Here is a 23,414-nt window from a genome sequence, read left to right as displayed (position 1 = left end):
TTTTCAGCCGCTTTTGCCCCGAGTAACCACCGATGAGTTCACGCAACCCCGTCATCTGGCATGAGGGTTTGTTCGTCAAACCCCAGCACTTCCAGCAACAGGCCCGCGCCGCCGAAGCCGCCGTGCATCAGCGCCTGCACAGCCTCAACGACGCCCTTTACGGCTTCAGCGAGCTGACGCTTAACACCGAGTACTTGAGCTTCGGCAAGGTCGCGATTAACCAGGCGTGTGGAATCATGCCCGATGGCAGCGTCTTCGACATTCCTCATGATCTGGCACCGCCCTCCCCGCTGGAGATCGCTGACAGCAGCGCGGTCGGCCAGATCGTCTATCTGGCCCTGCCGCTGCGCTCCAACGGCGCCCTCGAAATACGCTGGCCCGACCAGTACGGCAACAGTCGCTATATCGCCCTGCGCGAGGAAATCCGCGACACCCACAGCCATGACGGCGATCAGGTCGGTATGGACCTGGCCGTACCCAACCTGCAACTGATGCTCGAACGCAGCGACCGCAGTGCTTTCACCGGCATCGCCATCGGCAGAATCAAAGACAAGCGCCCGGACGGCAGCCTGGTGATGGACGAGCACTTCTACCCCACCAGTCTGTCACTGCAAGCGGTGCCGGCGTTGCATCGCTACCTGGGTGAAGTGACCGGGTTGATGCGCGAGCGGGCCAAGAATCTGGCCCAGCGTATCGGCTCACCGGGGCAGTCGGGGGTGGCTGACGTCAGCGACTTCAACCTGCTGCAAACCCTCAATCGGTTGTTCCCGCTGTTCCAGCACCTGGCCCGCCAACGTCAGGTTCATCCGGAACAGTTGTACATCGCCTTGGCTCAAGCCTGCGGCGAACTGGTGACCTTTACCGACGAGGGCCACCTGCCGCAGGAATATCCGGCCTATCAGCACGAAAACCTGCGCCAGTCGTTCCAGATACTCGAACACACCTTGCGTCGCGCCTTGGGCACGGTGCTGCAACCACGTGCGGTGTCGCTGCCAATCATCGATCAGCAATACGGCGTGCGCAGCGCCGCCTTGAACGACAAGCGCCTGCTGGAGAACGCCGAATTCATCCTCGCCGTGCGCGCCGAACTGCCCGCCGAGACCCTGCGTCAGCAACTGCCCAAGCAGATCAAGATCAGCTCCACCGAAGGCCTGGAGCAACTGGTCAGCCTGCAACTGCCGGGCATTCCCCTGCGGCCGCTGCCGGTGGCGCCGCGCCATCTGCCGTTCCATGCCGGCTTCAGCTACTTCGAACTCGACCGCCATCACCCGGCCTGGCAAAGCCTGAGTAGCGGCAGCGGGTTCGGTTTTCACATTGCCGGCGAATTCCCGGCGCTGGAGTTGCAGTTCTGGGCGATCAGGAGTGAGAGAGATGTGTGAAATGACTGACAGCACCACCGTTCCAGAATTACAGCCCTTGCCCCCAGTAGTTAATGAGTTTCAACGGCACATCCGTGACAACTCACAATTGCTCGCGACCACGGAGCCCCCACCAAAACCCGAACCACTGCTCGCAGACCCCGAATTCGACTTGCGCGGCGTGGCCTGGAACCCGCTGTGCGATGCCGCCACGCCACTGATCGGCCTGGTGATCCGCCTGCGCCGTCTGGGCCAGCACGACAACGTGCCCGCGCTGTACCTGAGCGTCAGCAACCAGATCACCACAATCATGGAAGAAGTCAGCCAGCTCGACTACGACGCCGGCATGCTCAAGGCCTATTCCTACAGCCTGTGCCTGTTGATTGACGAAGTGGTCATGCGCACCACTTGGGGTCGGCTCTCGAGTTGGAGCGCACGCTCGTTGCTCAGTCAGTTCCACGGGGAAACCCAGGGCGGCGAAAAATTCTTCACCGTCATGAACAACATGATCCCCGAAGCAGCCCGGTACCAGCACGTGCTGGAGTTCATGTACCAGTGCCTGATCTCCGGCCTCAAGGGCAAATACGGCGCCCATGCCAAGGGCGATGACGAAATACAGAAGATCATCGAACAACTGCATGGCTTGCTGCGCCCACTGCGTGGCGAGACGCCCGCGCGCCTGACCGATCCGCTGAAAAACGTCGCGCCACGCAACTACCGGATCAAGCGGACATGGCCGTTGTGGACGCCTTGGGCCATGGCCGCCGTCGTGCTGACGGTTGCCTACACGATCTACACGATCCGACTGAATGCCATCACTGAGGAAGTGCTGGTGTCACTGGAACGGATTCTCAGCCTGTAACCGATTTTAGCGTGCTCATCCCGAGCGCTGCGAAGCCATGGCCTCTTGGGCCAAAACCCACGACTTCAGGGTCGTTAAATCATCGCGACAAGGAGCTTGTCATGCCAACACCCGCGTACATCAGCATCCACGGCAAAAACCAGGGCCACATCACCAAGGGCGCTTTCACCGCTGACTCGGTGGGCAACGTCTTCGTGGAGGGCCACGAGGACGAAATCCTCGCTCAGGAAATCGACCATCAGATCGGTGCCCCAACTGACCCACAAAGCGGCCAACCCACCGGACAGCGCGTGCATAAACCACTGACCTTCACCAGCGCACTGAACAAAGCCTCGCCGTTGCTTTACCAGGCCCTGGCCACCGGCGAAATGCTGCCAACTGTTGAAGTGAAGTGGTTCCGTACCTCCACCGATGGCAAACAGGAGCACTTCTTCACCACCAAACTGGAAGAGGCCACCGTCGTCGACATCCACACCGTGTTGCCCCACGCCCAGGACAGCGACAACTCCAACTACACCCAACTGATCAAGACCAGCCTGGCGTATCGCAAGGTCAGCTGGAGTCATGTGGTGGCCGGTACCGAAGCTTCGGATGACTGGCGCAAGCCGGCTTAATCGCTAACCGCCACATTCCGTCGCACCGGCGGCGGAATGTTCAGTGCCCCGATAATTTTCAGGAGGTTGTATGCCCGCCGTCGTTCTGGTCGGACATGACCATGATTGCCCGTTGTGTGGCCCCACCACCGTCGACAGCGGTACGAGCAACACGACCATCAACGGTCGCGCCGTCGCTCGTGTTGGCGACACCCTCGGATGTGGCGCCGTGATCACCAGCGGCTCGCCCTCAATGATCGTAGACGGACAACCGGTCGCCCGGGTCGGTGACAGCACCGACCACGACGGTGAACTGGAAAACGGTGATCGCAGTTGGCTGATCGACTGACATTCACACCCGACAAGGAGGCCCCATGCCCCGCCAAAGCGACCTGCGTTTCACCTTTGAGCCCTTGAAGGGCGATCCGTTCGAGGTGGTCTCGTTCACCCTCGAGGAAAGCCTGTCCCAGCCATTCAAACTCACTCTGGAACTGGCCAGCCACAACGCCGCCATCGACTTCAACCGCGTACTCGACCTCGCGGGGCTGTTCACCATCTGGCGCGGCGAAACCGCGGTGCGCTACGTCCACGGTCTGGTCAGCCTGTTCACGCAGGGCGACACCGGTTTTCGTCGCACCCGCTACAGCGCCGTGATCGAACCGACCCTGAAGCGTTTCGATCTGCGCTCCAACTGGCGCATCTTCCAGGCCCAGACCGTGCCCGACATCATTACCAGCGTGTTGGCCGAGCAGAAGATGACCGACATCCGCAGCGAGATCTGCTTCAACCACCAACCCCGCGAATACTGCGTACAGGCCGGCGAAACCGACCTCGATTTCATCGCCCGCCTCGCTGCCGAGGAAGGCTTGCTCTACACCTTCGAACACCGCACCGACGGCCACACCCTGATCCTGACCGACCGCGTCGGCGGACTCGGCAGCATCGGCACCCATAAAGACTGCCCGGTGCTCTACCAACCGATGGCCGGCGGCGATTCCATCGAACCGGCACTGACCCGCTTCCACTACACCGAACAAGTGCGCACCGCACGCCAGGTGCAGCGCGACTACACCTTCACCCACCCGCGCTACAACCAGCAGCACACCGCCACTGGCGACCAGGACCTGAACAACCAGCACAAGAATTACGAACGCTACGACTATCCCGGCCGCTACAAGCGCGACATCGCCGGTAAACCCTTTACCAAAACCCGGCTGGCAGCGCTGCGCAACGACGCCAAACTCGCGCATCTGGAAGGTGATGACGCCCGCCTGCAACCGGGGTTGGCGTTCGATCTCAGCGACCACCCGCGCGAGGACTTCAACGATCGCTGGCGCACCATCGCCATCAACCACGAAGGCAAACAACACACGAGCCTGGAGGAGGAATCGTTCGGCAGCGTCCACGGCACGCTCTATGAAATGAAGGCTAGCGCCATCCGCTGGACCTCGGACTGGAAAGCCTCACCGCGTGACAAACCGTGCATCGACGGTCCGCAAATCGCCACGGTGGTCGGTCCGCCGGGCGAGGAGATCTATTGCGATGAATGGGGCCGGGTCAAGGTGCAGTTTCCGTGGGATCGTTCGGATAAAAACAACGATCAGAGTTCGTGCTGGATTCGTGTGGCTCAAGGCTGGGCAGGCGCGACCTGGGGTGCGATGGCGATACCGCGAGTCGGGCAGGAACTGATCATCAGCTATCTCGACGGCGACCCCGACCAGCCAATTGCGACCGGGCGTGCATATCGGCAAACCAACCTGCCGCCGTATGAATTACCGAAACACAAAACCCGCATGACCATCAAAAGCCGCACTCATAAGGGGGCAGGTTTCAATGAGCTGCGGTTTGAGGATGAGTTGGGGCAGCAGGAGGTGTTTATTCATGCGGAGAGGGATAAGAACGTTCATGTCAAAAACGACAATAGGGTCTTTGTTGGCAATGATCGTAAAGAAGAGATTGGGAACGATGAGCATGTTGTGATCGGTAATGATCAAATTCACGCCATAGGCCAGAATCGCAATCTGGACGTCGGCCGTGACTATAAGGTTTTCATTGGACGCGATCGGTGGGATGCCGTGGGCAATGACCGATACGAGTCCACATGCGCCAACCGCTATATCGAAGTTGGCGGTGATAGCGAGCACACCATCAAGGGGTTGCATAGCATTCAGGCAGGTCAGGGGTTTAAGTGCGCTACGACCGTTTATAGCTTGCAGGCCAGTGAGAAAGTCGTCTTCAAAGGCCCAGGGGGCAGTATCACTCTCGATGCTCAAGGCATTCACCTCAACGGCTTAGCCATCACAATCCAAGGGCCAGTGTCGGCAACGGCGTCGGGCGGCGGGCAACCTTTTTCTCTGCAACTGGAGCCCGAGGCGGGACACACTTGCGTGGAGAAAATAAAATGACTCCAACTATTATCCAGGCCTTCGCGAAGGAGCAGCACGCCGCCAATGCGTCGTTGTATCTGTTGCTTGATCCATTGGCGGACTGCGCCGAAGACGACCCATTGCATATCGACGCTCTGTGCCAATCATTAGGCAGCGATGCAGTAACTAAACTGCGCCGCCCAGATTTGGCCCATACACCGCAAGCATGCCCGGTGCTGGTGACTCTAGCCGCGGCTGGTGCCGAACCCTCAGGGTACTTATTGTCGTTGTCGGCACTGCGTGCCAAAGAAGATGAACGTCGCTCAAGACGCTATGTATGTGGATGGCTCAGCAGTACCGCAAAAGCCACGACGGTCAGCAGTCACCTGATAAAACTCGGTTATCTACCAATCTCGGTGGGCACAAAATTCTTTCCGGTGTATGAGCCGTTACGCCTGGAATTGCTGGTCGCAACGTTGAAAGTTGGGGAGACAGGAAACTGGTGGCCGATCCATCAGTGGCTCGTCCCCACAAGCAGTGGCGCCAGCAGTCGCTTGATTGGCCAGCCGGATACGAGCGTTGAATTCTCGGCATTCACCAGCTCAGTACAACAGGATGCCGCACTGGTGTCCTCACTGCTCGGCGCTTGGCGTCGCGCTGTCAGCCTTCCGCTTACTTACGCTCCTGCTCGCTGGAAAGGCCCTACCTTGCTTCCTCATCAAGCCGCTGCTCAGGCATATAAACAGATACGTGACGCTCGCCATTTGGGGCTGAAAAACCAGCACGACATTGTGGCCTTGGCATTACACCGTCTGATGCTGCATTCGAGCCTCCATACACACACAGATATAGGCCTGGTCATAGAGCGGGCAATCGAGAATGGCACCTCACTCGCAAAACTTTTTGCCGAATTGAATGACCAGTCCTGGCAAAGGATCGTGTCGGATTTGACCTTTGCAGGAGCACATCAATGACCCTGAGTTCGCAGCTTGAGATTACCGTAGTAGAAACATGCCTTCCTTCGGACCAATGCAACGCCTGCAACCGGCAAGGATTACCAATCCTCCCGCTGCGAAAGGCTCTGGTACCGCGAGCTAGCGAAGACACCGGTGCGATGTCCAATTCGCGCATGGGCCTGCGTACATTACGCGCGGGCTATTTGTACGTACTACTTGATCAGCAGACCTGGCAAGCCTATCAAGTGACCCCCGATGGTTATCTACGTCAGTTCAATCCCGACGCACCTCCCGAGGCCAATGAGACTCCATTGTGCGATGCCTGTACCTCGGCGGGCCACGACGCTCCAGCGTCCTTTCTCAACATCGATATCCGTAAGTACACCCATGCGTGGCTGGCCTTTGCCAGTGATCCGTGGCCTCGCAGCGTTCTCGACGCTTATAAAAACAGCGCTGCTTCGGGACGCTTCCGAAAACTCGACCTGCGAACTGCTCTGGACGCCCCCGACGGCGTAGAGAACGCGTTGCTGATGACAGCGACGGAGCCTCGCGTGGATCAGCAAGTTCATGAATACCAGCGTCATCAGGCTGTCGGAGACCTGGATAAGGTCCATGGGTTTCACAGCCGCGTAACACGGTTGGGTGCACTAAAGAATTACTTGCGCCAAACGATTGACCAGCAAGGGTTGCAGCAAGGTGTACTCGCTCTGGTGCTGGACGACACGGTGGGCCTGATTCAACAGTACAACTACTTGCGTAACGGCTGGATTGAGGCGCGTCAGCGATACATTGAAGACCCGATGAGGACCTACAAGCGCCAAACGTCAGATCTGCTACTGGCGATTCGCCAAATGCACCCGATCTGGGCCGACCAGCAGACCGCCTCATTTGCTCCCATGACGGGCGATGCGGCCCCGACCTTTGGCGACCCGGAGGTGGAGCGTCGACGCGCCATCGAAGAAAAAGTCCGGAAATACAATGCGTCACTGGAAAAGCGCTACAGCGAAGCCGATCGCGCCTCGTTTGAAGAAGACTATCAGCGCGAGTTGGCAAACTACCAACACTACATCGATTGGTGCGGCAGGCAATACGCAGAGCTCTGCCATGGCGCGCCGTTCAAGCACATTGAGGAGCATGACTATGATGGCGCTGATTTCACGTCAGGAGTGGCCTACAGTCTGACCATGACGATGTGCCTGCGCGGCGGCATCAGCGAAGCACCGCTGGTCAACCAAAACAGCGCCAATGAAAAAGCGCCTTTTACGGATAAAGACCCGACAGCGAAGCTTTGGCTCGAGTGGCTGAAAAATCCGCAGAGCCCGGTCTATCGCGCGATATTGAGGCGGGACGAATCGCTGCTGGCGGGCTTGTTACCCAGTTTCAGCGTGACCGGCGACGCCGACTGGAACGACAGTGAAAAGCTTTACTCGGCAGTGTCCAAGGCGCTGACCAGCGATGAATTCAACCGCTATGTCCAGCCGCGTATCCAGACCGCCATGGCCCAACTCCTCGGCGCACTCAACGCCGCCAGCGCACGACTCCAACCGAGACTCGGGCCCGGCGTCAGTCGTGTAGTTTCTCGACTCAACAGTGCAAGCCAGCTGTTGTACAACGGCGTCCACCTCACCGAACTCAAGATTCAAATGAAGTTCAGCGAGTACTACGCGTTGCTGTCCGAATACTTGCGCAAAGCGCAAAGTCGGGCGTCCGAAGCTATCCGTTTGGGCGAAAAAAGCGCAAAAGCCAACGTGGACAAGGTGAACCACAAGTTCCAAAAGGTGCAAAGGAAAGTCGTCCCGCTGATCAGGACAGGGCTTCTCAGCATGGCCGTGCTGGATCCCAAAGTGGCTAATCAACTGATCACCCTGACGGTTTGGGTGGAGGGCGAAGCCGACGATCTGCGACTCGACCTGATGCGCAATACCGAGCAAGGCGTTGGCCACGCGGGAGCCAGCGCCCAGCATTTACTGCAGGAAGCAGCGGTAGGCGTTGGCAGCCTGGACCCGAAGGCCCGGGCGACGTTACGCGGGCTCATGGTGTCAACAACGGTAGCAGCCAACTGGGTGCGTGCGGGGTTCACTGGGCTACGGGGAGTTGCCGGCAGCGGTCAGCTGTTGCTGGCGTTGGGCGGGTTTTATCTGCTCAACGACTCCATGAAGAAAAACTTTGAAGAAGCCGAGCGAGCGCTGGGCGACAAGGCTCCTGAAGCCAGACTGGCGCTGTATGGCGCGACGCTGGGGGTACTGGCTGCCGGCATGGAAGTGATAGGAATCGCACTTGAAGCAGGCGCGGGGAGAATTCAGCATGCGGCAGGCTTGCCTGCTCGGGTGACAGCTTCCGCCAAGGCTACATATCGGGCTGGCCAGATAATTGCCAGAGCGGGAGCCGTGATTGGAGCTGTGACCGGTTTGTTTGATGCGACGCAGGCTGGGATGGCGGCTAGTAGAACTTGGAAGCAAGGAGATAAATCAGCAGCAGGAGGATATGCATTATCGGGAGTTTTGTATGCACTCGCAGCTGGCGCAGGCATCTTTGCCGCATCAACGACATCACTGGCTCTTATGGGGCCGTTAGGCGTTGCGATAGTCCTAGGCATCGTAGCGTTTTCCCTGCAAAAGTGGGCTCAACGGCAGGAATCCACACCACTGGAAACATGGGCCAGGCGCTGCATCTTCGGTTACGCCGACGAAACGCCAAAGATTCACTGGAATCAGCCCGAACACGCCTCGATTGCCGTCGCCGAACTCAACGCAGCAACTTTTGGCGTCGAAGCCGATGTTCGCTTTCGTCTGCGTTTGATCGCCGGCGAGAGCCACCACCGGGGCGGTTCGACCGGCGGCGCAGGCACCCTCGCTCAGGAAGAGAGGCTGGAATATCGCCTGGTATTACCCTGCTTTCATCCAGAACATTCGAATTATCAATGGACCCTGCGCCTCCTGCGCGAGGGCGACAATCCATACACTGAGGGTATCGGCGAAGTAGCCGCGAGCGGCAACCTGATTGCTCCTCCCGCGCCATTGACAGCGAACGGCACGACCGAACCCGCCCGAAAAATACATTATCAGGCGGAGGCCGGCACGCCGACCGTCAAAACTCGCAGCGCCATGTCACCCAACAACAGCGCCCTACAGGTCTTGGACATTTCGGGCGCCCTCGTATTCAAGTCTTTGGAACGTTCCCAACGAGTCGAAGGGGCAATCCTGTCGTTGACCTACTGGCCAGATCGCACCGTCACCGAAGGTTATGCAGCACTGACTCTTACAACGTACTCCAACCTTTAATCTTTCCAGAGTTCACTTGATGTTTTTCACCAAACCTTTACTCGATCCCCCCGCCCCAGGCTGGAAGCGCGATTTGCCAATGCCGGATCTGCCCCCAAGTACCGATCCTTATCCGCCAGTGCTACCCCATCCACCCAATTATCTGGATTCCGTTTACCTGGAGTTGCCACGCTCGGCATACAGGAAGCGCGGCCTTTGCGCATGCGTCGCAGTGGTCTTAATCCTTCTCGCCATTTTTTCACTACTCATTGGAGGTGCGTATATCTTGGCAACGGCCAGTTTTCTGCCCTTAGTCCCGAGCCTAGGAATGCTCCTGAGCTCTATCTCCGGTTTTTGGTTAGGTATCTATGCTTGGCGCATGACTGTGCAAGCCCCCCTCGACGAACCCATCCGCTTCAACCGCTTGCGCCGCAAAGTCTATGTCTATCGGTACCATCACGATGGCTTACGCCCATTCAGCCGAACTGCCTGGGGTGTGCGTACGGAGGTATACGACTGGAATGATCTGCGCGCCGAGGCGAGCAGCGTATATGGCCCCATGGGCACTGGCGGCCTGATCGAGTCGGTGAGCATCGCCGTGGTGAAACCCGGCACCTGTCAGGTGCTCGAGCGTTTCCATTTCGCCCACGGCACCATGCAAGGCGAAATGTACTGGGCCATGGCCCAACTGTTCATGCAGCAAGGCCCGCAAGCCCTGCCCACCTTCCCCAGACCACCGCGCGACTGGAACAACGAAGACGCGCGCTTCAACCTCGCCCGCCGCCTCGCCCCGAAAGTGCAATGGCCCGCCGACATTGACCTGCAATCAAGGACGGCTCCGTAATGTCGTACACCGAACCGTTACTTGACCCACCAGCGCCAGGCTGGAAGCGCGATTTGCCGGGGCCAAACGAATCGCCCTCCAACGAACCGTATCCACCCGTACTGTCGAATCCGCCCAATCATGTTGACGATGTATATCTTGAGTTGCCAAGTGGGACCTTCCGAATTAGGGGTGTTGCCGTTTGGGGGGCTATGACTCTTTTTTTGTTCTCTCTCATTCCTCCCTTCACTTGGATTACCCTCTTTATAACAACTGGAACTGTGCCTTCTTTTGTATTTAACTTCTTTGGCCTCATCGCGTTTATCGTGCCTCTATGGGTATGCGTATTCTTCTGGCGAATGGACGTAGAAGCCCCCCGCGACGAACCCATCCGCTTCAACCGCGCCCGACGCAAAGTCTACGTCTACCGCTTCCACCACGACGGCCTCAGACCCTTCAGCCGCACCGCATGGGGCGTTCGGGCCGATGTCTATGACTGGGATGACCTGCGCGCCGAGGCCTGTAGCATCTACGGTCCCATGGGCAGTGGCGGTCTCATCGAAACCGTCACCCTCGCCGTGGTGAAACCTGGCACCCATCAGGTAATAGATCGCTTTCATTTCGCCCATGAAATTCAACAGGGCGAAATGTACTGGGCCATGGCCCAACTGTTCATGCAGCAAGGGCCGCAAGCCCTGCCCACCTTCCCCAGACCACCGCGGGACTGGAACAACGAAGACGTGCGCTTCAATCTCGCCCGCCGCCTCGCCCCGAAAGTGCAATGGCCCGCGCAATTAGATCTGAAATCACGCACCACTCCATGAATACGGACCCGCCTCGATAGGGCACTTGCGACTTTGGCTACCTGCCAGCGCGCCCGCAAACTCAAAGCTGCAAGCAGCACTCACAGAGAACCGGAACTGCTCATCATGCTATTTACAGCCCCTTTACTCGACAAACCCGCGCCTGGCTGGAAGCACGACTTGCCGGCGCCAAACGAATCGCCGTCCACAGAACCGTATCCGCTCGTACTGTCGAATCCACCCAACCATGTTGATGGCGTGTATCTAGAATTGGCGCGGGCCACGATGAGAATTCGAGGAGTTGGTGTTTGGCTAACACCCTTCATGTTCGCGCTTGCTCTCATCCCTCCTAGCGTTTGGATCATTCTTTTTATAGCGACTGGAGTTGTACCTTCTTTTGTATTCAATTCGTTCGGACTCATCGCACTTATCATCACTGTTTGGGCAGGCGTGTTCTTCTGGCGAATGGACACCGAAGCCCCCCGCGACGAACCCATCCGCTTCAACCGAGCCCGACGCAAAGTCTATGTCTACCGCTTCCATCGTGACGGGCTGAGACCCTTCAGCCGCACCGCCTGGGGTGTGCGCGTCGACGTTTTTGACTGGGATGATCTGCGCGCCGAGGCCTGTAGCATCTACGGCCCCATGGGCACTGGCGGTCTCATCGAAACCGTCACCCTCGCCGTGGTGAAACCTGGCACCCATCAGGTAATAGATCGCTTTCATTTCGCCCATGAAATTCAACAGGGCGAAATGTACTGGGCCATGGCCCAACTGTTCATGCAGCAGGGCCCGCAAGCCCTGCCCACTTTCCCAGGACCACCGCGCGACTGGAACAACGAAGACGTGCGCTTCAATCTCGCCCGCCGCCTCGCCCCGAAAGTGCAATGGCCCGCCGACATTGACCTGCAATCAAGGACGGCTCCGTAATCGTCTTTACGTCTCTTATGCTCAATCACTCGAAAAAGCCGGAGGTCGGTTGGCTTGTGGCGCGCACCCGCAATAGCTGCATCACTACTCTGTTACGCCATCAGCCCCACCACCCAATCAATAAAAACCCGCAACTTCAGGCTGACATGCCGGTTCGGCGGATACGCCAGATAAAGCGGCATCGACTCAAGCTCCCAGCCTGCAAACAACTGCACCAGCTCGCCCCGTGCCACATGTGCATCAGACATATACGTCGGCAGCCACAGCACACCCATGCCCGCAAGACCCGCCGCCAGATAGGCGTTGCCGTCATCCACCGCTAGCACATGCTGGCCCTTGATCTGCAGGCGCTCGGAACCGTTGTGCAAGGTGTACGGAAGAGGTTTACCAGTGCGAGCCCAAAGGAAAGCGACGACGCGGTGATGGGAGTCTTGCAGTTCCAGCGGGTGCTCGGGCGTCCCTTCGCGGGCCAGATAAGCCGGCGCGGCGAAAACACCTAAGGGCAGATCGGCGAGCTTGCGCGCCATTAGCGATTGGTCGAGTAATTCGCCGCCGCGCACCACGCAATCGACGTTCTCATCGATGATGTCGACGATGCGGTCGCTGACGCCCATGTCGATCTGAATGTCCGGGTAGCGCGAGTGAAAATCCGGCAAGGCTGGCACCAGAATGTGCCGCGCGAACGGGCTCGGCACGTCAATGCGCAAACGCCCGCGCGGCCGTGCGGCGGCACCGGGCAGGCTGGTTTCGGCGTCGTCCATGTCGGCCAACAGCTTGATCACCCGCTCGTAATACGCCGCGCCATCAGCGGTGACGTTGACCTTGCGCGTGGTGCGGTTGAGCAGCTTGACCCGCAGCCGCGCCTCCAGTTGCTGCACCAGTTGCGTCACCGTGGTCTTGCTCATGTGCAAGGTTTCGGCAGCTTTGGTGAAACTGCCCGCCTCGACCACCCGGGCAAAGGCCTGCATCGCATCGAACCGGTCCATCCGCGCCCCTCGATTGTTTGGGATTTGCAAACAGTGAACGCCAAGCTTGCGCGTTTATCCGCGCACTGCAAATACCTAAAGTCGTTCCATCAACCCACTGATGGAGTCAGCCCCATGTCCAAGCGCGATGTAGTTTTCCCACCCGCCCGCCATGCCTTGTATGAGCGTCACCGTTACTCTCCGGCGATTCGCTCCAACGGTTTCCTGTTTGTCTCCGGACAAGTCGGCAGCCGTGAGGATGGCTCGCCCGAGGCCGATCTGCGCGATCAGGTGCGCACCGCCTTCCACAACCTCAACGCGATCCTCGCTGCGGCCGGTTGCAGCTTCGATGATGCGGTGGATGTCACCGTGTTCATGGTCGATCCGCACTCGACGTTCGAAACGATCTGGACTGTGGTACCGGAGTTCTGGGGCGAAGCGCCGTTTCCGACCATCACCGCTGTCGGCGTGACTTGGCTGGCAGGTTTCGATTTCGAGATCAAGGTGATTGCCAAACTGCCCGAGGCGGCTTGACCGCAACCGCACATAAACAGACACAACGCGCCGGCACGGAGGCTGGCCAATCTCCTCGCGAATGCGTATAACCTCGCCGTTTCGTCTACCCTGACGTGGCGCGCCGTTGACTACCGGCAGCCCTTCGAATGTTGACGCTTACGAAACGGAGAATTCTATGTTCAAGCGTACCCTCGCCCTCACCGCCGGCCTGGCCCTGTCCTTTTCTGCCCTGATGACGCAAGCCGCTGATGTGTTGCGCGTCAGCGCGATTCCCGACGAAGCCCCGACCGAGCTGCTGCGCAAGTTCGAACCGCTGGGCGCCTACCTTGAGCAGCAGTTGGGCATGAAGGTGCAGTTCGTACCTGTCGCTGACTACCCGGCCGTGGTTGAAGCGCTGGCCACCGATCGCCTCGACATGGCCTGGCTCGGCGGTTTCACTTTCGTGCAGGCACGTTTGAAGACCGACGCCACCACGCCAGTGATCCCGCTGGTGCAGCGCGAGCAGGACGCGCAGTTCACCAGCAAATTCATCACCGCCGACCCGAACGTGAAAAGCCTCGCCGACCTCAAGGGCAAGACCTTCGCCTTCGGTTCGGTGTCGTCCACCTCGGGCAGCCTGATGCCGCGTTACTTCATGCTGAAAAACGACGGCATCAAGCCTGAGGGCTTCTTCAGCCGCGTCGCCTACTCCGGCGCGCATGACGCCACCGTTGCCTGGGTGCAGGCCGGCAAGGTCGACGCTGGTGTGTTGAACGCCAGCGTCTGGCAGAAACTGGTCGACGCCGGCAAGGTCGACACCAACAAGGTCAAAGTCTTTGCCACCACGCCGACCTACTTCGATTACAACTGGACCGTGCGCGGCACCCTTGATCCGAAGCTGGCCGCGAAGATCAAGAAAGCTTTCCTCGACCTCGACCCGGCCAATCCTGAGCAGAAGAAGATCCTCGATCTGCAGGCCGCCAGTCGCTTCATCGAGACCAAGCCCGAGAACTACAAGGGCATCGAGGAAGCCGCCCGCGCCGCCGAACTGCTGAAATGACCCTACGCCTCACCCAGGGCAGCCTGCGCCACGCCAATGGCGTCGATGCCCTTCGTAACATCGACGTGCAGATTGGCGCTGGCGAACAGGTGGCGATCATCGGCCCGTCCGGCGCTGGCAAGTCGAGCCTGCTCAATCTGCTGGCCACCGCGCTCAAGCCCAGCAGTGGCGACATCGAAGTGCTTGGCGAACGCGCCTGGCAATTGTCGGCGCGCCAGCGGCAGCGGCTGCGCGCGCGCATCGGCCTGGTGCATCAGGCGCCGCCGATTCCGCCGCGTCAGCGGGTGATTACGGCGGTGCTGGCCGGCAAGCTCGGTCAGTGGAGTCTGGGCAAAAGCCTGCTGAACCTGCTGCATCCACTGGATGTGGCGGGCGCTCGCGCGGCGTTGGCGCGGCTGGATCTGGGCGACAAACTGTTCGCCCATTGCCAGCAATTGTCCGGCGGGCAGTTGCAGCGCGTCGGCATTGCGCGGGTGCTGTATCAGGCGCCGGAAATATTGCTCGCCGACGAGCCGGTTTCAGCGATGGACCCGGTCCTCGCCGGCCACACGCTGTCGATCCTTTCGCGCCACGCCCGCGAGCACAACGTCACACTGGTGGCGAGCCTGCACGCGGTAGATCTGGCCTTGGCGCACTTCCCACGGATCATTGGCTTGCGCGACGGGCAGATTCTTTTTGATTGCCCATCCGATCAAGTCAGCCGCGACAAGCTCGATGCGCTGTACGCCAATGAACAACTGCAATCGCCAGCGCCAGCGGTCGCACCTTTGATTGTGCAGATTCCGCGATGCTGAAGGCCGATTCACGGGACCCGGCGGCGTGGCCGCGATTGTTGCTGACGCTGCTGGCGCTGGCCCTGCTGTGGCCGGGCATTCAGCTCAGCGAACTCGACCTGGGCGTGCTGTTTCAGGCCGACAGCCAGAACGAAATGGGCCGTTTCGTTTCGGCGTTCTGGCCACCGGCGCATGATCAAGCGTTCCTGCAACTGCTGCTCAAAGCCACCCTGCAAACCCTGGCGATTGCCACAGCGGGCATGGCCCTGGCCTTGCTGCTGGCGGTGCCGGCAAGCCTGATCGCCAGTCGCGCGCTGTCGCTCTCGGCGGCGTCCCGGGGCGGCGTGCCGAGCCTGCCCGGGCGCTTGCTGCGCTGGCCGATTCGCGGCTTGCTGATCTTTCTGCGCAGCGTGCCGGAGATCGTCTGGGCGCTGTTGTTTGTGCGCGCGGTCGGCCTCGGGCCGGCGGCGGGCGTGCTGGCCATCGCCATCACCTACAGCGGCATGCTCGGCAAGGTCTACGCGGAAATTTTCGAATCCACCGACCAGCGCCCGGCGCATGCGTTGTTGCAGGCCGGCAGCGGTCGACTGGCGGCGTTTGCCTACGGCACGTTGCCGAATGTCGCCGCCGAATTGCTCTCCTACACCGTCTACCGCTGGGAGTGCGCGATTCGTGCCTCGGTGGTGATGGGCTTTGTTGGTGCCGGTGGGCTGGGGCAACAGATTGACCTGTCGATCCGCATGTTTGCCGGCGGTGAAGTCGCCAGCATGTTGCTGACGTTCCTGCTGCTGGTGCTGTGCGCCGATCAACTCAGCCGCTTGCTGCGCTGGAGGCTGACATGAGGCGCCTGATCAACCTGCTGCTGCTCGCCGCCATTGCGGTCGCGGTGGTCGCCTCTTTTGCCTATCTGGAACTGGATCTCGCCGAACTCGGCAGCGCCAATAGCCTGAAGCAGATGGGCAGTTATGTGCAGCGTTTCCTCAGTCCCGACTTGAGCGCCGGGTACCTGAAAGCCATCGCTCACGGCTCACTGGAAACACTGGCCATGTCGGCCCTCGGCACTCTGCTCGCGGCGCTGTTCGGCATCGTTCTCGCGCTGCCCGCCGCCGGGCGTTTCGGCTGGCCGCTGCAAAGCGCGGCGCGTCTGCTGCTCAACGGCTTGCGGGCGATTCCAGAGCTGGTCTGGGCGGCGCTGATGGTGCTCGCCGCCGGACTCGGACCGAACGCCGGCACCCTCGCCCTCGCTCTGCACACCACCGGCGTACTCGGCCGACTGTTCGCCGAAGCGCTGGAAAACACCCCGGCGCAACCCGCCGAAGCGATTCGTTTGCAGGGCGGCAATCCGATTCTCGCGTTCTGCTACGGCACCCTGCCGAACCTCGCTCCGCAACTGCTCGCCTACTGCCTGTATCGCTGGGAAAACAACATCCGCATGGCCAGCGTGCTCGGTTTCGTCGGCGCCGGCGGCCTGGGCCAGATGCTGTATGTCAGCCTCAGCCTGTTCCAGGAAGCCCAGGCCAGTACGGTGATTCTGGCGATGCTGTTGCTGGTGTTTCTGGTCGATTGGTTGAGCGCCTGGAGCCGGCAGCGTTGGGTCAACGCGTAGGCCAAGTGGATATTCGCCAAAAGCTGATTATGCTTCAGGAAACCTTGCAGCCCTGCGAGGCGGTCAGACTGTGCAAGCTTCACGCTAGAGCAACGGCGGCAGATGCCAACGGGCCAGAGTGCGACAGGCAGTAAGGGGGACTCCGGCCTACAACAATAAGCACGACGGAGAACACCCATGGCCACAATCGACACAGCATCCACCGGCACGCCACCGCGCAGCGGCGGCATTACCAAGGAGGAGCGCAAGGTCATCTTCGCCTCCTCGCTGGGCACGGTTTTCGAGTGGTACGACTTTTACCTCTACGGCTCACTGGCGGCGATCATCGCCAAGCACTTCTTCGCCGGCGTCAACGAAACCACCGCGTTCATCTTTGCCCTGCTGGCGTTTGCCGCCGGGTTTGCGGTGCGGCCGTTCGGCGCCATCGTCTTCGGGCGCCTGGGTGACATGATCGGGCGCAAGCACACGTTTCTGATCACCATCGTGATCATGGGCGTGTCGACGGCAATCGTCGGTTTGCTGCCGGGCTACGCCACTATCGGCGTCGCTGCCCCGGTGATTCTGATCACCCTGCGTCTGCTCCAAGGTCTGGCGCTGGGTGGTGAATACGGCGGCGCGGCAACCTACGTAGCGGAGCACGCACCACGCAACCGCCGTGGCTTTTTCACTTCGTGGATTCAAACCACCGCTACCCTCGGTCTGTTCATGTCGCTGCTGGTGATTCTCGCCTGCCGCACGGCGCTGGGTAACGAGGCGTTCGAAGCTTGGGGCTGGCGGATTCCGTTTCTGCTGTCGATCATTCTGCTGGCCGTGTCGGTGTACATTCGCCTGCAACTGAGCGAGTCGCCGGTATTCCAGAAAATGAAGGACGAAGGCAAGGCCTCGAAAGCGCCGCTGACTGAATCCTTTGCACGCTGGGACAACCTCAAAGTGGTGATCATGTCGCTGCTGGGCGGCACGGCCGGTCAAGCAGTGGTCTGGTACACCGGGCAGTTCTATGCGCTGTTCTTCCTGTTGCAAACATTGAAGATCGACGCGCAGACCGCCAATCTGCTGATCGCCGGATCGCTCCTGATCGGCACACCGTTCTTCGTGATCTTCGGCAGCCTGTCCGATCGCATCGGGCGCAAACCGATCATCATGGCTGGCTGCATTCTCGCGGCGCTGACCTACTTCCCGATCTTTACTGCGCTAACCCAGTACGGCAATCCGGACGTGTTCGTCGCCCAGGAAAAAAATCCGGTCAAGGTGATCGCCAATCCTGATCAGTGCTCGTTCCAGTTCGATCCGGTGGGCAAGGCCAGATTCACCAGCTCCTGCGACCTGGCGAAAACCCTGCTGGCGAAACGCGCGATCCCGTACGAGAACGTCGCCGCAGAACCGAACACGGTGGCGCAGGTGCGCATCGGTGACCGCGTTGTCGAGAGCTTCGAAGGCAGCGCCCTCAACGCCGCCGACTTCAAGGCCCGCAACGACGCCTTCACCGCCAGCCTCGGCGCAGCGTTGAAAGACGCCGGTTACCCGGAAAAAGCCGACCCGGCGAAAATCAATTACCCGATGATGCTGCTCCTGCTCACCGTGCTGGTGATCTACGTCACCATGGTTTATGGCCCGATCGCCGCGTGGCTGGTCGAACTGTTCCCGACACGCATCCGCTACACCTCGATGTCGCTGCCCTACCACATCGGCAACGGCTGGTTTGGCGGCTTCCTGCCAACCGTGGCGTTCGCCATGGTCGCGGCCACCGGCGATATCTACTACGGGCTGTGGTACCCGATCGTGATTGCAGTGGCGACGGCGATACTCGGCACGTTCTTCCTTCCGGAAACCAAGGATCGCGACATTCTCAAGGACTGAAAAAAGCTGCTGTGCCCTCTCCTGCGGGAGAGGGCCGTGGCCTGGAAAAATTTCGAACGTCTGCCGCCGCGCTGTCTCCAATGTGTACACCAACAGGAGGCCAGTGCCATGAACCCCAACGACGACAAAACCCCCAACGCCACGCCTACCGATGCCAGCGGCAAACCGGTGAACGTGGTCGAGCGCGATCTGCAGGACCGCGATGGCAAGACCGAAGGCGTGGACAAGGTCATCACGCCCTCTTCCACTCGGGTCAAAGAGCAGGAAGCGGAAGAGCTGCAGCGTAAGGTCGACGAGATCGAGCGCAAGGTGGCTGACGGTAATTAATGGATTTGGAGGAGATAGCAACAGCTTGAAGGACATCCCAGCCAGCCTTACTTGCCGGATCCTAGCCATATCGCTCAGCCGTGGTCGAAAGAGGCGGTCTCGAAATTCGACTGAGCGATACCCCCGAAGCCAAGGGCTATAGCACTATCACGCCAATCATTCTGTGGGACGTGGGCAAGAATCGGACCCTCGGCATCCATAAAAAGCATCGTCCCTGCCGGTGAGTACGGTATTGATCGGCTGGCCATCACTAGCAACCGGCCGCCCGATTAACAGACATACCTGCACTGGACCGTTCGTCTGAATTATGCTTTCCCCTGTCAGATCTGACAGTAGTCAATGAGCAATGAAAGGGACTAGAAAGGAATTCCCGTTTTCATGCTCAGGCAGATCCCCCATGAACTCTTTCAAACTTTTTCTGTTCCCTCCTCGCGGAAATTTGTCCGTCGGGCTTTTAGAAGAATGGCCCATCTACTTCGCCGGCATGACTCGTCCTGTCGAGGATGCCGACGGCGGTATCAACCTGGGAACATATGAAGAATCCGAGGCTGGAATATTCACCGTTATCGATCCGTACATCGGTATGGGAGCGGGAGATGAAATCCAGATTTTCTGGAACAACAAAATCATCCACGAACTTAAAGTCAAAGCCGAAGAAGTCAATGAGCGACTGTTTTTCTTTCTCCCGACTGTTGAAATCGCCCCGGGTTACTCTGAGTGCTATTACCAGGTGACCCGGCTGGGTGAACCACTCCCTGACGACCCTTCGGTCGCATTGAAACTGTTGGTCAAATTGGATTTACCCGCTGGGGCGGATGAGGAGCAGCATCTTCCTTGGCACTCACACCTCGACATGGTCGGGTTGCCAGAGGATGTCATCGATAATGGTGTCAGCGAGGATTGGGCGAACACCGGCGTCCCCTTGACCATTAAGCACTATCGGGGAAGTCGGGCGCGCGATGTCATCTGGGTGCGCTGGGGCAGCACGCTTCTGGCCCCACACGTGGTGACCCAGGGCGAGGCCGAGGGCACCCAGGAGATTGTCATCATTGCATTGCCCGCCGACATCCTGACCGCAGGCGATAGCAGCTCGTTGCCGATCAGGTACGAAATCCATGACGAGGTCTGGAACTGGTGCGAGAAATGGTCGAAGGAAACCAGGATTCCGGTGGATGCCGGTGCTTCTCGCCTCGACCCGGCCTTCTTCGAAGATGCCGATGATGGCGAACTCCATCTCGATCAACTGGACCATCAGGCGACCAACCTGCTGATCCGGCTCGAAACCAATAAGGAGTTCACCACGGGCGACACGATCGTGATCAATGTCGCCGGTGTCGGGAGCACCGGAACAGCGCCTCGCACCCTGACCGAGGAAGTCACCGTCGGCAATCTTCCCTACATTCTCGAATTCCCGATCCCCTTCGCATTCGTCAGTCTCTTCGCCACCGGGACGCTCGACGGCTCCTACGTTTTGCGCAAGGAAGACGGAAGCCCTCTGCTCTACTCCAAGCGCACCTTCGTCAAAGTGATCGGCAATCCGGCATTGCTGCCCGCCCCGATGATTGAAGAGGTTATCGGGGCGATTTTGCCTGGGGACAGCAAAACAGCGACCGTAAGAATTACCTACCCGAGCCTCAAAACCGGTGACACGATCAACATGATCTGGGAAGGCACGAAATCAGACGGCAATGGCTATGTGTATGAGGAACCATATGACGTCAGCAGCAACGATCAGCAGACGGGTTTTATCTACATCTACGTGATGAACGAGCACATCCTCGCCTTGATCAACGGCAGCCTCAAACTCTATTACCGGGTGTACAACGACGATCCAGCCGATTATGGACTCAGCGAGTCTGATTTTCTGCGGGTCGAGGTACGTGAAGTGCCCGGCACTCTGCCCGCCCCTGACGTAGAAGAAGCCAAAGATGGCGTCATCGACCCGACCCTGGTTTATTCCCAGGCGCATGTGCTGGTCAAACCGGTCAACTGGCTGAAGGACGATATCCTGACGTATCACTGGACTGGTTTCTCCGCTTTCAGCTCAACCAAAGGCAGCATCCCCATCACTACTTTGTCTATCGACAAAACCGCGCGTTTTCGGGTGGATGTCCAATACGTCTCGGGAAACATCGGCTATCCAGTCACTGTGCGTTACACCCTGCTGCATGTCGCGACTGGAAAGTTCAGCTATTCGGCGCCCTTCGAGGTGATGGTTGGCATCCCCGTAGGTTTTTTGCCTGCGCCCACTGTGTTACAAGCCCCCAACGGTTCGTTGAACCCGATGGATGCCCTCGACGGTGTCGATATCAAGTGCAGTTATCTCAGCATGGACGAAGCACTCGACACCTTGGCGCTGAAATGGCGTGGAACACCCGGTGCCGGTACATCAGAGGATCGGGAACAACCCGCCGAATCTTCCGGCATCGTCACCTTTCACCTGCCCGGCTCTTTTGTGGGTGCCAATATTCGGCGCTCGGTTGACGTCAGCTATGACGTACAGCGCTATGGCTTATGGACGCCTTCCGAAGCGCTGCCACTGAACATCCTCGACTTCCAGGATCCGCAAAACAATCTGCCCAGACCGCAAGTACCACAGGCAGACAAGGCGGTTCTGGACTTGATGGAGTTTGCCGGCGATGCGAGGGTAAAGGTGAACATATGGCCATTTATTACCAAGGGCCAGCGCACTTGGGTCTATGTCGAGGGTGAGACCAAGACAGAAAGCTACCGGATCGATGTGATAAAAGACCATCAAATCAGTGACCAGCAAGTAAACGCAGGTCTCGACGAGCCGTTGCTCAGAAGCGAGTTATTGAAATTGCGGCACAGCTCTCCCGCCGTGGTGAAATGCAAAGTGATTTTCGACAACAGCACGGAAGAGACCGCTGCAATCGAGTTCCCCGCTCTGCCATTGACGATCCGCACACGCTATGACTATGTGACGCCGGTCATCACCAAAATCCTCAACCCGCAAGGCCAGGAAATCACCGAAGCCGGATTGACCTACGACAAGCGCGTGACGGTCCATGGTACGGCGACGCGCGGTGAAAAGGTTGAGATCAGGATCAATGGTGTTTCCAAGGGCACACCGCAAGCCACGGATCTGTGGGTATGGGAATCTCCTGCAGATGGACTCGTCGAAGGCCTGCAAACCGTTACCGTGAAAGCCTTGTACGACGCTGACGTACCGGATGGCAATCCCCGCACATTTACCATCGGCATCGCCACGAAACCCAGTATCACCGCAGTCAGCGACTCCAAAGGATCGGTCGCGCACAATGGCATAACTTACGACAGGGACATTACTGTTGCCGTATTGGCAGACCCCGATCAGCGTGTTCAGCTTTATGATGGAGACGCTCCCATCGGCGCCCCGATCACTCTGGATGTCGAAGGCAAAGGCTCGACAAAACTATCAACGCTGACCCTCAAATCCTATGTCACCAAGGTTCGAGCGCTTTACGGGGAACAACTGGAATCCCCTGCCCACAACTTTACGGTCAAACCCCACGAGGCCGTGACGCTGACATCGGTAAGGCACTCGGGAGGCGAATTGAGTAATGGAGGGTCTACCATCGATACGTCGGTTGTTCTCACGGGCAGGGTCACGCCTTTGTATCAAGTTCAGATTCATGATTTGGGTGCAGCCACAAATATCATCGTGTCCGCCGGTGCCAATGGAACCTGGACGACACCCTTTGGCATCACCCTGGGTGGACATTCGGTATACGCCAAAGCATTGAGTACCGAGCAGGTCTCCACAACGCGAACATTTCACAGAATCTCACCGATGAACTTCGACCAAAGTCCAGTCACATTAAGTGGCAAGACTTATATTTGTGCGGGCTACCCTTACGTGCTCCCCAATTGGAATGCAGGGAACTCATTCACCCGACGCGCAACAGGAGGCACAGGGACAATTACTTACAGCTCCAGCAATCCGGCGATCGCCGCTGTCGATGGCAACGGTTTCGTCACCGCACGGGGCAGAGGCAGTGCAACAATCACGGCCAGAGACGGGGTACAGCAAGTCAAGAGCTATTCAGTCTCAGTGACTGGCGTGATTTATTGCGTGGGGCTTGGAGCTGGCACCTGGAACAGCATCGTGAACGCAGCCAACGGGCAGGGAGCCCGTATTCCAAGCTATGACGAACTGTATGAGATTCACTTTGCCTACAGCGGGCGTTGGCCGATGGGAGACCACCATTACTGGTCAAACACTCCCACTAATGCATGGTGGCCGAAACCGGCAAACCGAACGGTGTATCTAGTCAGAGGCTCGAATGCTTCGGCAATCACCAACCCCTTTTTCGGTCACAGCTCATTAGGCGTCGGACTCAAGTGAACGCGGCATTGGATAATGCTGACTTGAAGAAA

General features: G+C 58.9%; 19 protein-coding genes. 18 read left to right on the top strand and 1 reads right to left on the bottom strand.

Going from position 1 to position 23,414, the window contains the following annotated elements:
* Positions 1-32 precede the first annotated feature (32 nt).
* The 10 genes from tssK to AB4N47_RS08475 all read left to right on the top strand — a co-directional run bounded on the left by tssK (position 33) and on the right by AB4N47_RS08475 (position 11,951).
* Positions 33-1,379: a type VI secretion system baseplate subunit TssK gene (tssK, locus tag AB4N47_RS08520; RefSeq protein ID WP_341637337.1), complete on the top strand. Its 1,347-nt coding sequence runs from the start codon at positions 33-35 to the stop codon at positions 1,377-1,379.
* Entirely contained in the window at positions 1,372-2,220 is an 849-nt protein-coding gene (gene icmH / locus AB4N47_RS08515) for a type IVB secretion system protein IcmH/DotU (protein ID WP_341637336.1), read from the top strand. Before tssK ends, icmH begins: the two co-directional genes overlap by 8 nt.
* A gap of 101 nt (positions 2,221-2,321) precedes the next feature.
* On the top strand, positions 2,322-2,834 hold the full coding sequence (locus AB4N47_RS08510; RefSeq protein WP_341637335.1) for an Hcp family type VI secretion system effector: 513 nt from the start codon (positions 2,322-2,324) through the stop codon (positions 2,832-2,834).
* A gap of 70 nt (positions 2,835-2,904) precedes the next feature.
* A complete protein-coding gene (locus AB4N47_RS08505) occupies positions 2,905-3,162 on the top strand; it encodes a PAAR domain-containing protein (RefSeq protein ID WP_341637334.1) in 258 nt (85 codons plus the stop codon).
* A 25-nt stretch (positions 3,163-3,187) separates the two neighbouring features.
* Positions 3,188-5,218: a type VI secretion system Vgr family protein gene (locus AB4N47_RS08500; protein ID WP_341637333.1), complete on the top strand. Its 2,031-nt coding sequence runs from the start codon at positions 3,188-3,190 to the stop codon at positions 5,216-5,218.
* Positions 5,215-6,153: a hypothetical protein gene (locus AB4N47_RS08495; protein ID WP_341637332.1), complete on the top strand. Its 939-nt coding sequence runs from the start codon at positions 5,215-5,217 to the stop codon at positions 6,151-6,153. Before AB4N47_RS08500 ends, AB4N47_RS08495 begins: the two co-directional genes overlap by 4 nt.
* Positions 6,150-9,416, top strand: a complete 3,267-nt coding sequence (locus AB4N47_RS08490; protein WP_341637331.1) for a T6SS effector BTH_I2691 family protein — start codon at positions 6,150-6,152, stop codon at positions 9,414-9,416. The genes AB4N47_RS08495 and AB4N47_RS08490 overlap by 4 nt, the downstream gene beginning before the upstream one ends.
* A gap of 358 nt (positions 9,417-9,774) precedes the next feature.
* On the top strand, positions 9,775-10,239 hold the full coding sequence (locus AB4N47_RS08485) for a DUF6708 domain-containing protein (RefSeq protein ID WP_122612631.1): 465 nt from the start codon (positions 9,775-9,777) through the stop codon (positions 10,237-10,239).
* Positions 10,239-11,042: a DUF6708 domain-containing protein gene (locus tag AB4N47_RS08480; RefSeq protein WP_341637329.1), complete on the top strand. Its 804-nt coding sequence runs from the start codon at positions 10,239-10,241 to the stop codon at positions 11,040-11,042. Before AB4N47_RS08485 ends, AB4N47_RS08480 begins: the two co-directional genes overlap by 1 nt.
* A gap of 105 nt (positions 11,043-11,147) precedes the next feature.
* On the top strand, positions 11,148-11,951 hold the full coding sequence (locus tag AB4N47_RS08475) for a DUF6708 domain-containing protein (RefSeq protein ID WP_341637328.1): 804 nt from the start codon (positions 11,148-11,150) through the stop codon (positions 11,949-11,951).
* A gap of 92 nt (positions 11,952-12,043) precedes the next feature.
* On the opposite strand, the gene AB4N47_RS08470 is transcribed toward AB4N47_RS08475, so the two are convergent.
* Positions 12,044-12,937 carry a LysR family transcriptional regulator gene (locus AB4N47_RS08470; protein WP_341637327.1) on the bottom strand — a complete coding sequence of 298 codons (894 nt, stop codon included), beginning with the start codon at positions 12,935-12,937 and terminating at the stop codon, positions 12,044-12,046.
* A 114-nt stretch (positions 12,938-13,051) separates the two neighbouring features.
* Here AB4N47_RS08470 and AB4N47_RS08465 point away from each other — a divergent pair, with 114 nt between their 5' ends.
* The 8 genes from AB4N47_RS08465 to AB4N47_RS08430 all read left to right on the top strand — a co-directional run bounded on the left by AB4N47_RS08465 (position 13,052) and on the right by AB4N47_RS08430 (position 23,382).
* Positions 13,052-13,450, top strand: a complete 399-nt coding sequence (locus AB4N47_RS08465) for a RidA family protein (RefSeq protein ID WP_041480136.1) — start codon at positions 13,052-13,054, stop codon at positions 13,448-13,450.
* Positions 13,451-13,607: 157 nt separating this feature from the next.
* Entirely contained in the window at positions 13,608-14,471 is an 864-nt protein-coding gene (locus AB4N47_RS08460; RefSeq protein WP_024013145.1) for a putative selenate ABC transporter substrate-binding protein, read from the top strand.
* The gene (locus tag AB4N47_RS08455) at positions 14,468-15,265 is read left to right on the top strand and encodes a phosphonate ABC transporter ATP-binding protein (RefSeq protein ID WP_042606826.1); all 798 of its coding nucleotides are present in this window, start codon (positions 14,468-14,470) and stop codon (positions 15,263-15,265) included. Before AB4N47_RS08460 ends, AB4N47_RS08455 begins: the two co-directional genes overlap by 4 nt.
* A complete protein-coding gene (locus AB4N47_RS08450) occupies positions 15,259-16,086 on the top strand; it encodes a PhnE/PtxC family ABC transporter permease (RefSeq protein WP_122698147.1) in 828 nt (275 codons plus the stop codon). Before AB4N47_RS08455 ends, AB4N47_RS08450 begins: the two co-directional genes overlap by 7 nt.
* A complete protein-coding gene (gene phnE / locus AB4N47_RS08445; RefSeq protein ID WP_281121390.1) occupies positions 16,083-16,850 on the top strand; it encodes a phosphonate ABC transporter, permease protein PhnE in 768 nt (255 codons plus the stop codon). Before AB4N47_RS08450 ends, phnE begins: the two co-directional genes overlap by 4 nt.
* Positions 16,851-17,027: 177 nt before the next feature.
* Positions 17,028-18,707: an MFS transporter gene (locus tag AB4N47_RS08440; protein ID WP_341637326.1), complete on the top strand. Its 1,680-nt coding sequence runs from the start codon at positions 17,028-17,030 to the stop codon at positions 18,705-18,707.
* A gap of 108 nt (positions 18,708-18,815) precedes the next feature.
* Positions 18,816-19,034: a hypothetical protein gene (locus AB4N47_RS08435; protein WP_341637325.1), complete on the top strand. Its 219-nt coding sequence runs from the start codon at positions 18,816-18,818 to the stop codon at positions 19,032-19,034.
* Positions 19,035-19,431: 397 nt separating this feature from the next.
* Positions 19,432-23,382 (top strand): Ig-like domain-containing protein, encoded by a 3,951-nt coding sequence (locus AB4N47_RS08430; protein ID WP_341637324.1) that lies wholly within the window; start codon positions 19,432-19,434, stop codon positions 23,380-23,382.
* Positions 23,383-23,414: the final 32 nt, after the last annotated feature.

Source organism: Pseudomonas sp. S3_G06 (assembly GCF_054667565.1).
The sequence above is the reverse complement of the archived record's forward strand: the minus strand, read 5'-3'. Positions and strand labels throughout refer to the sequence as shown.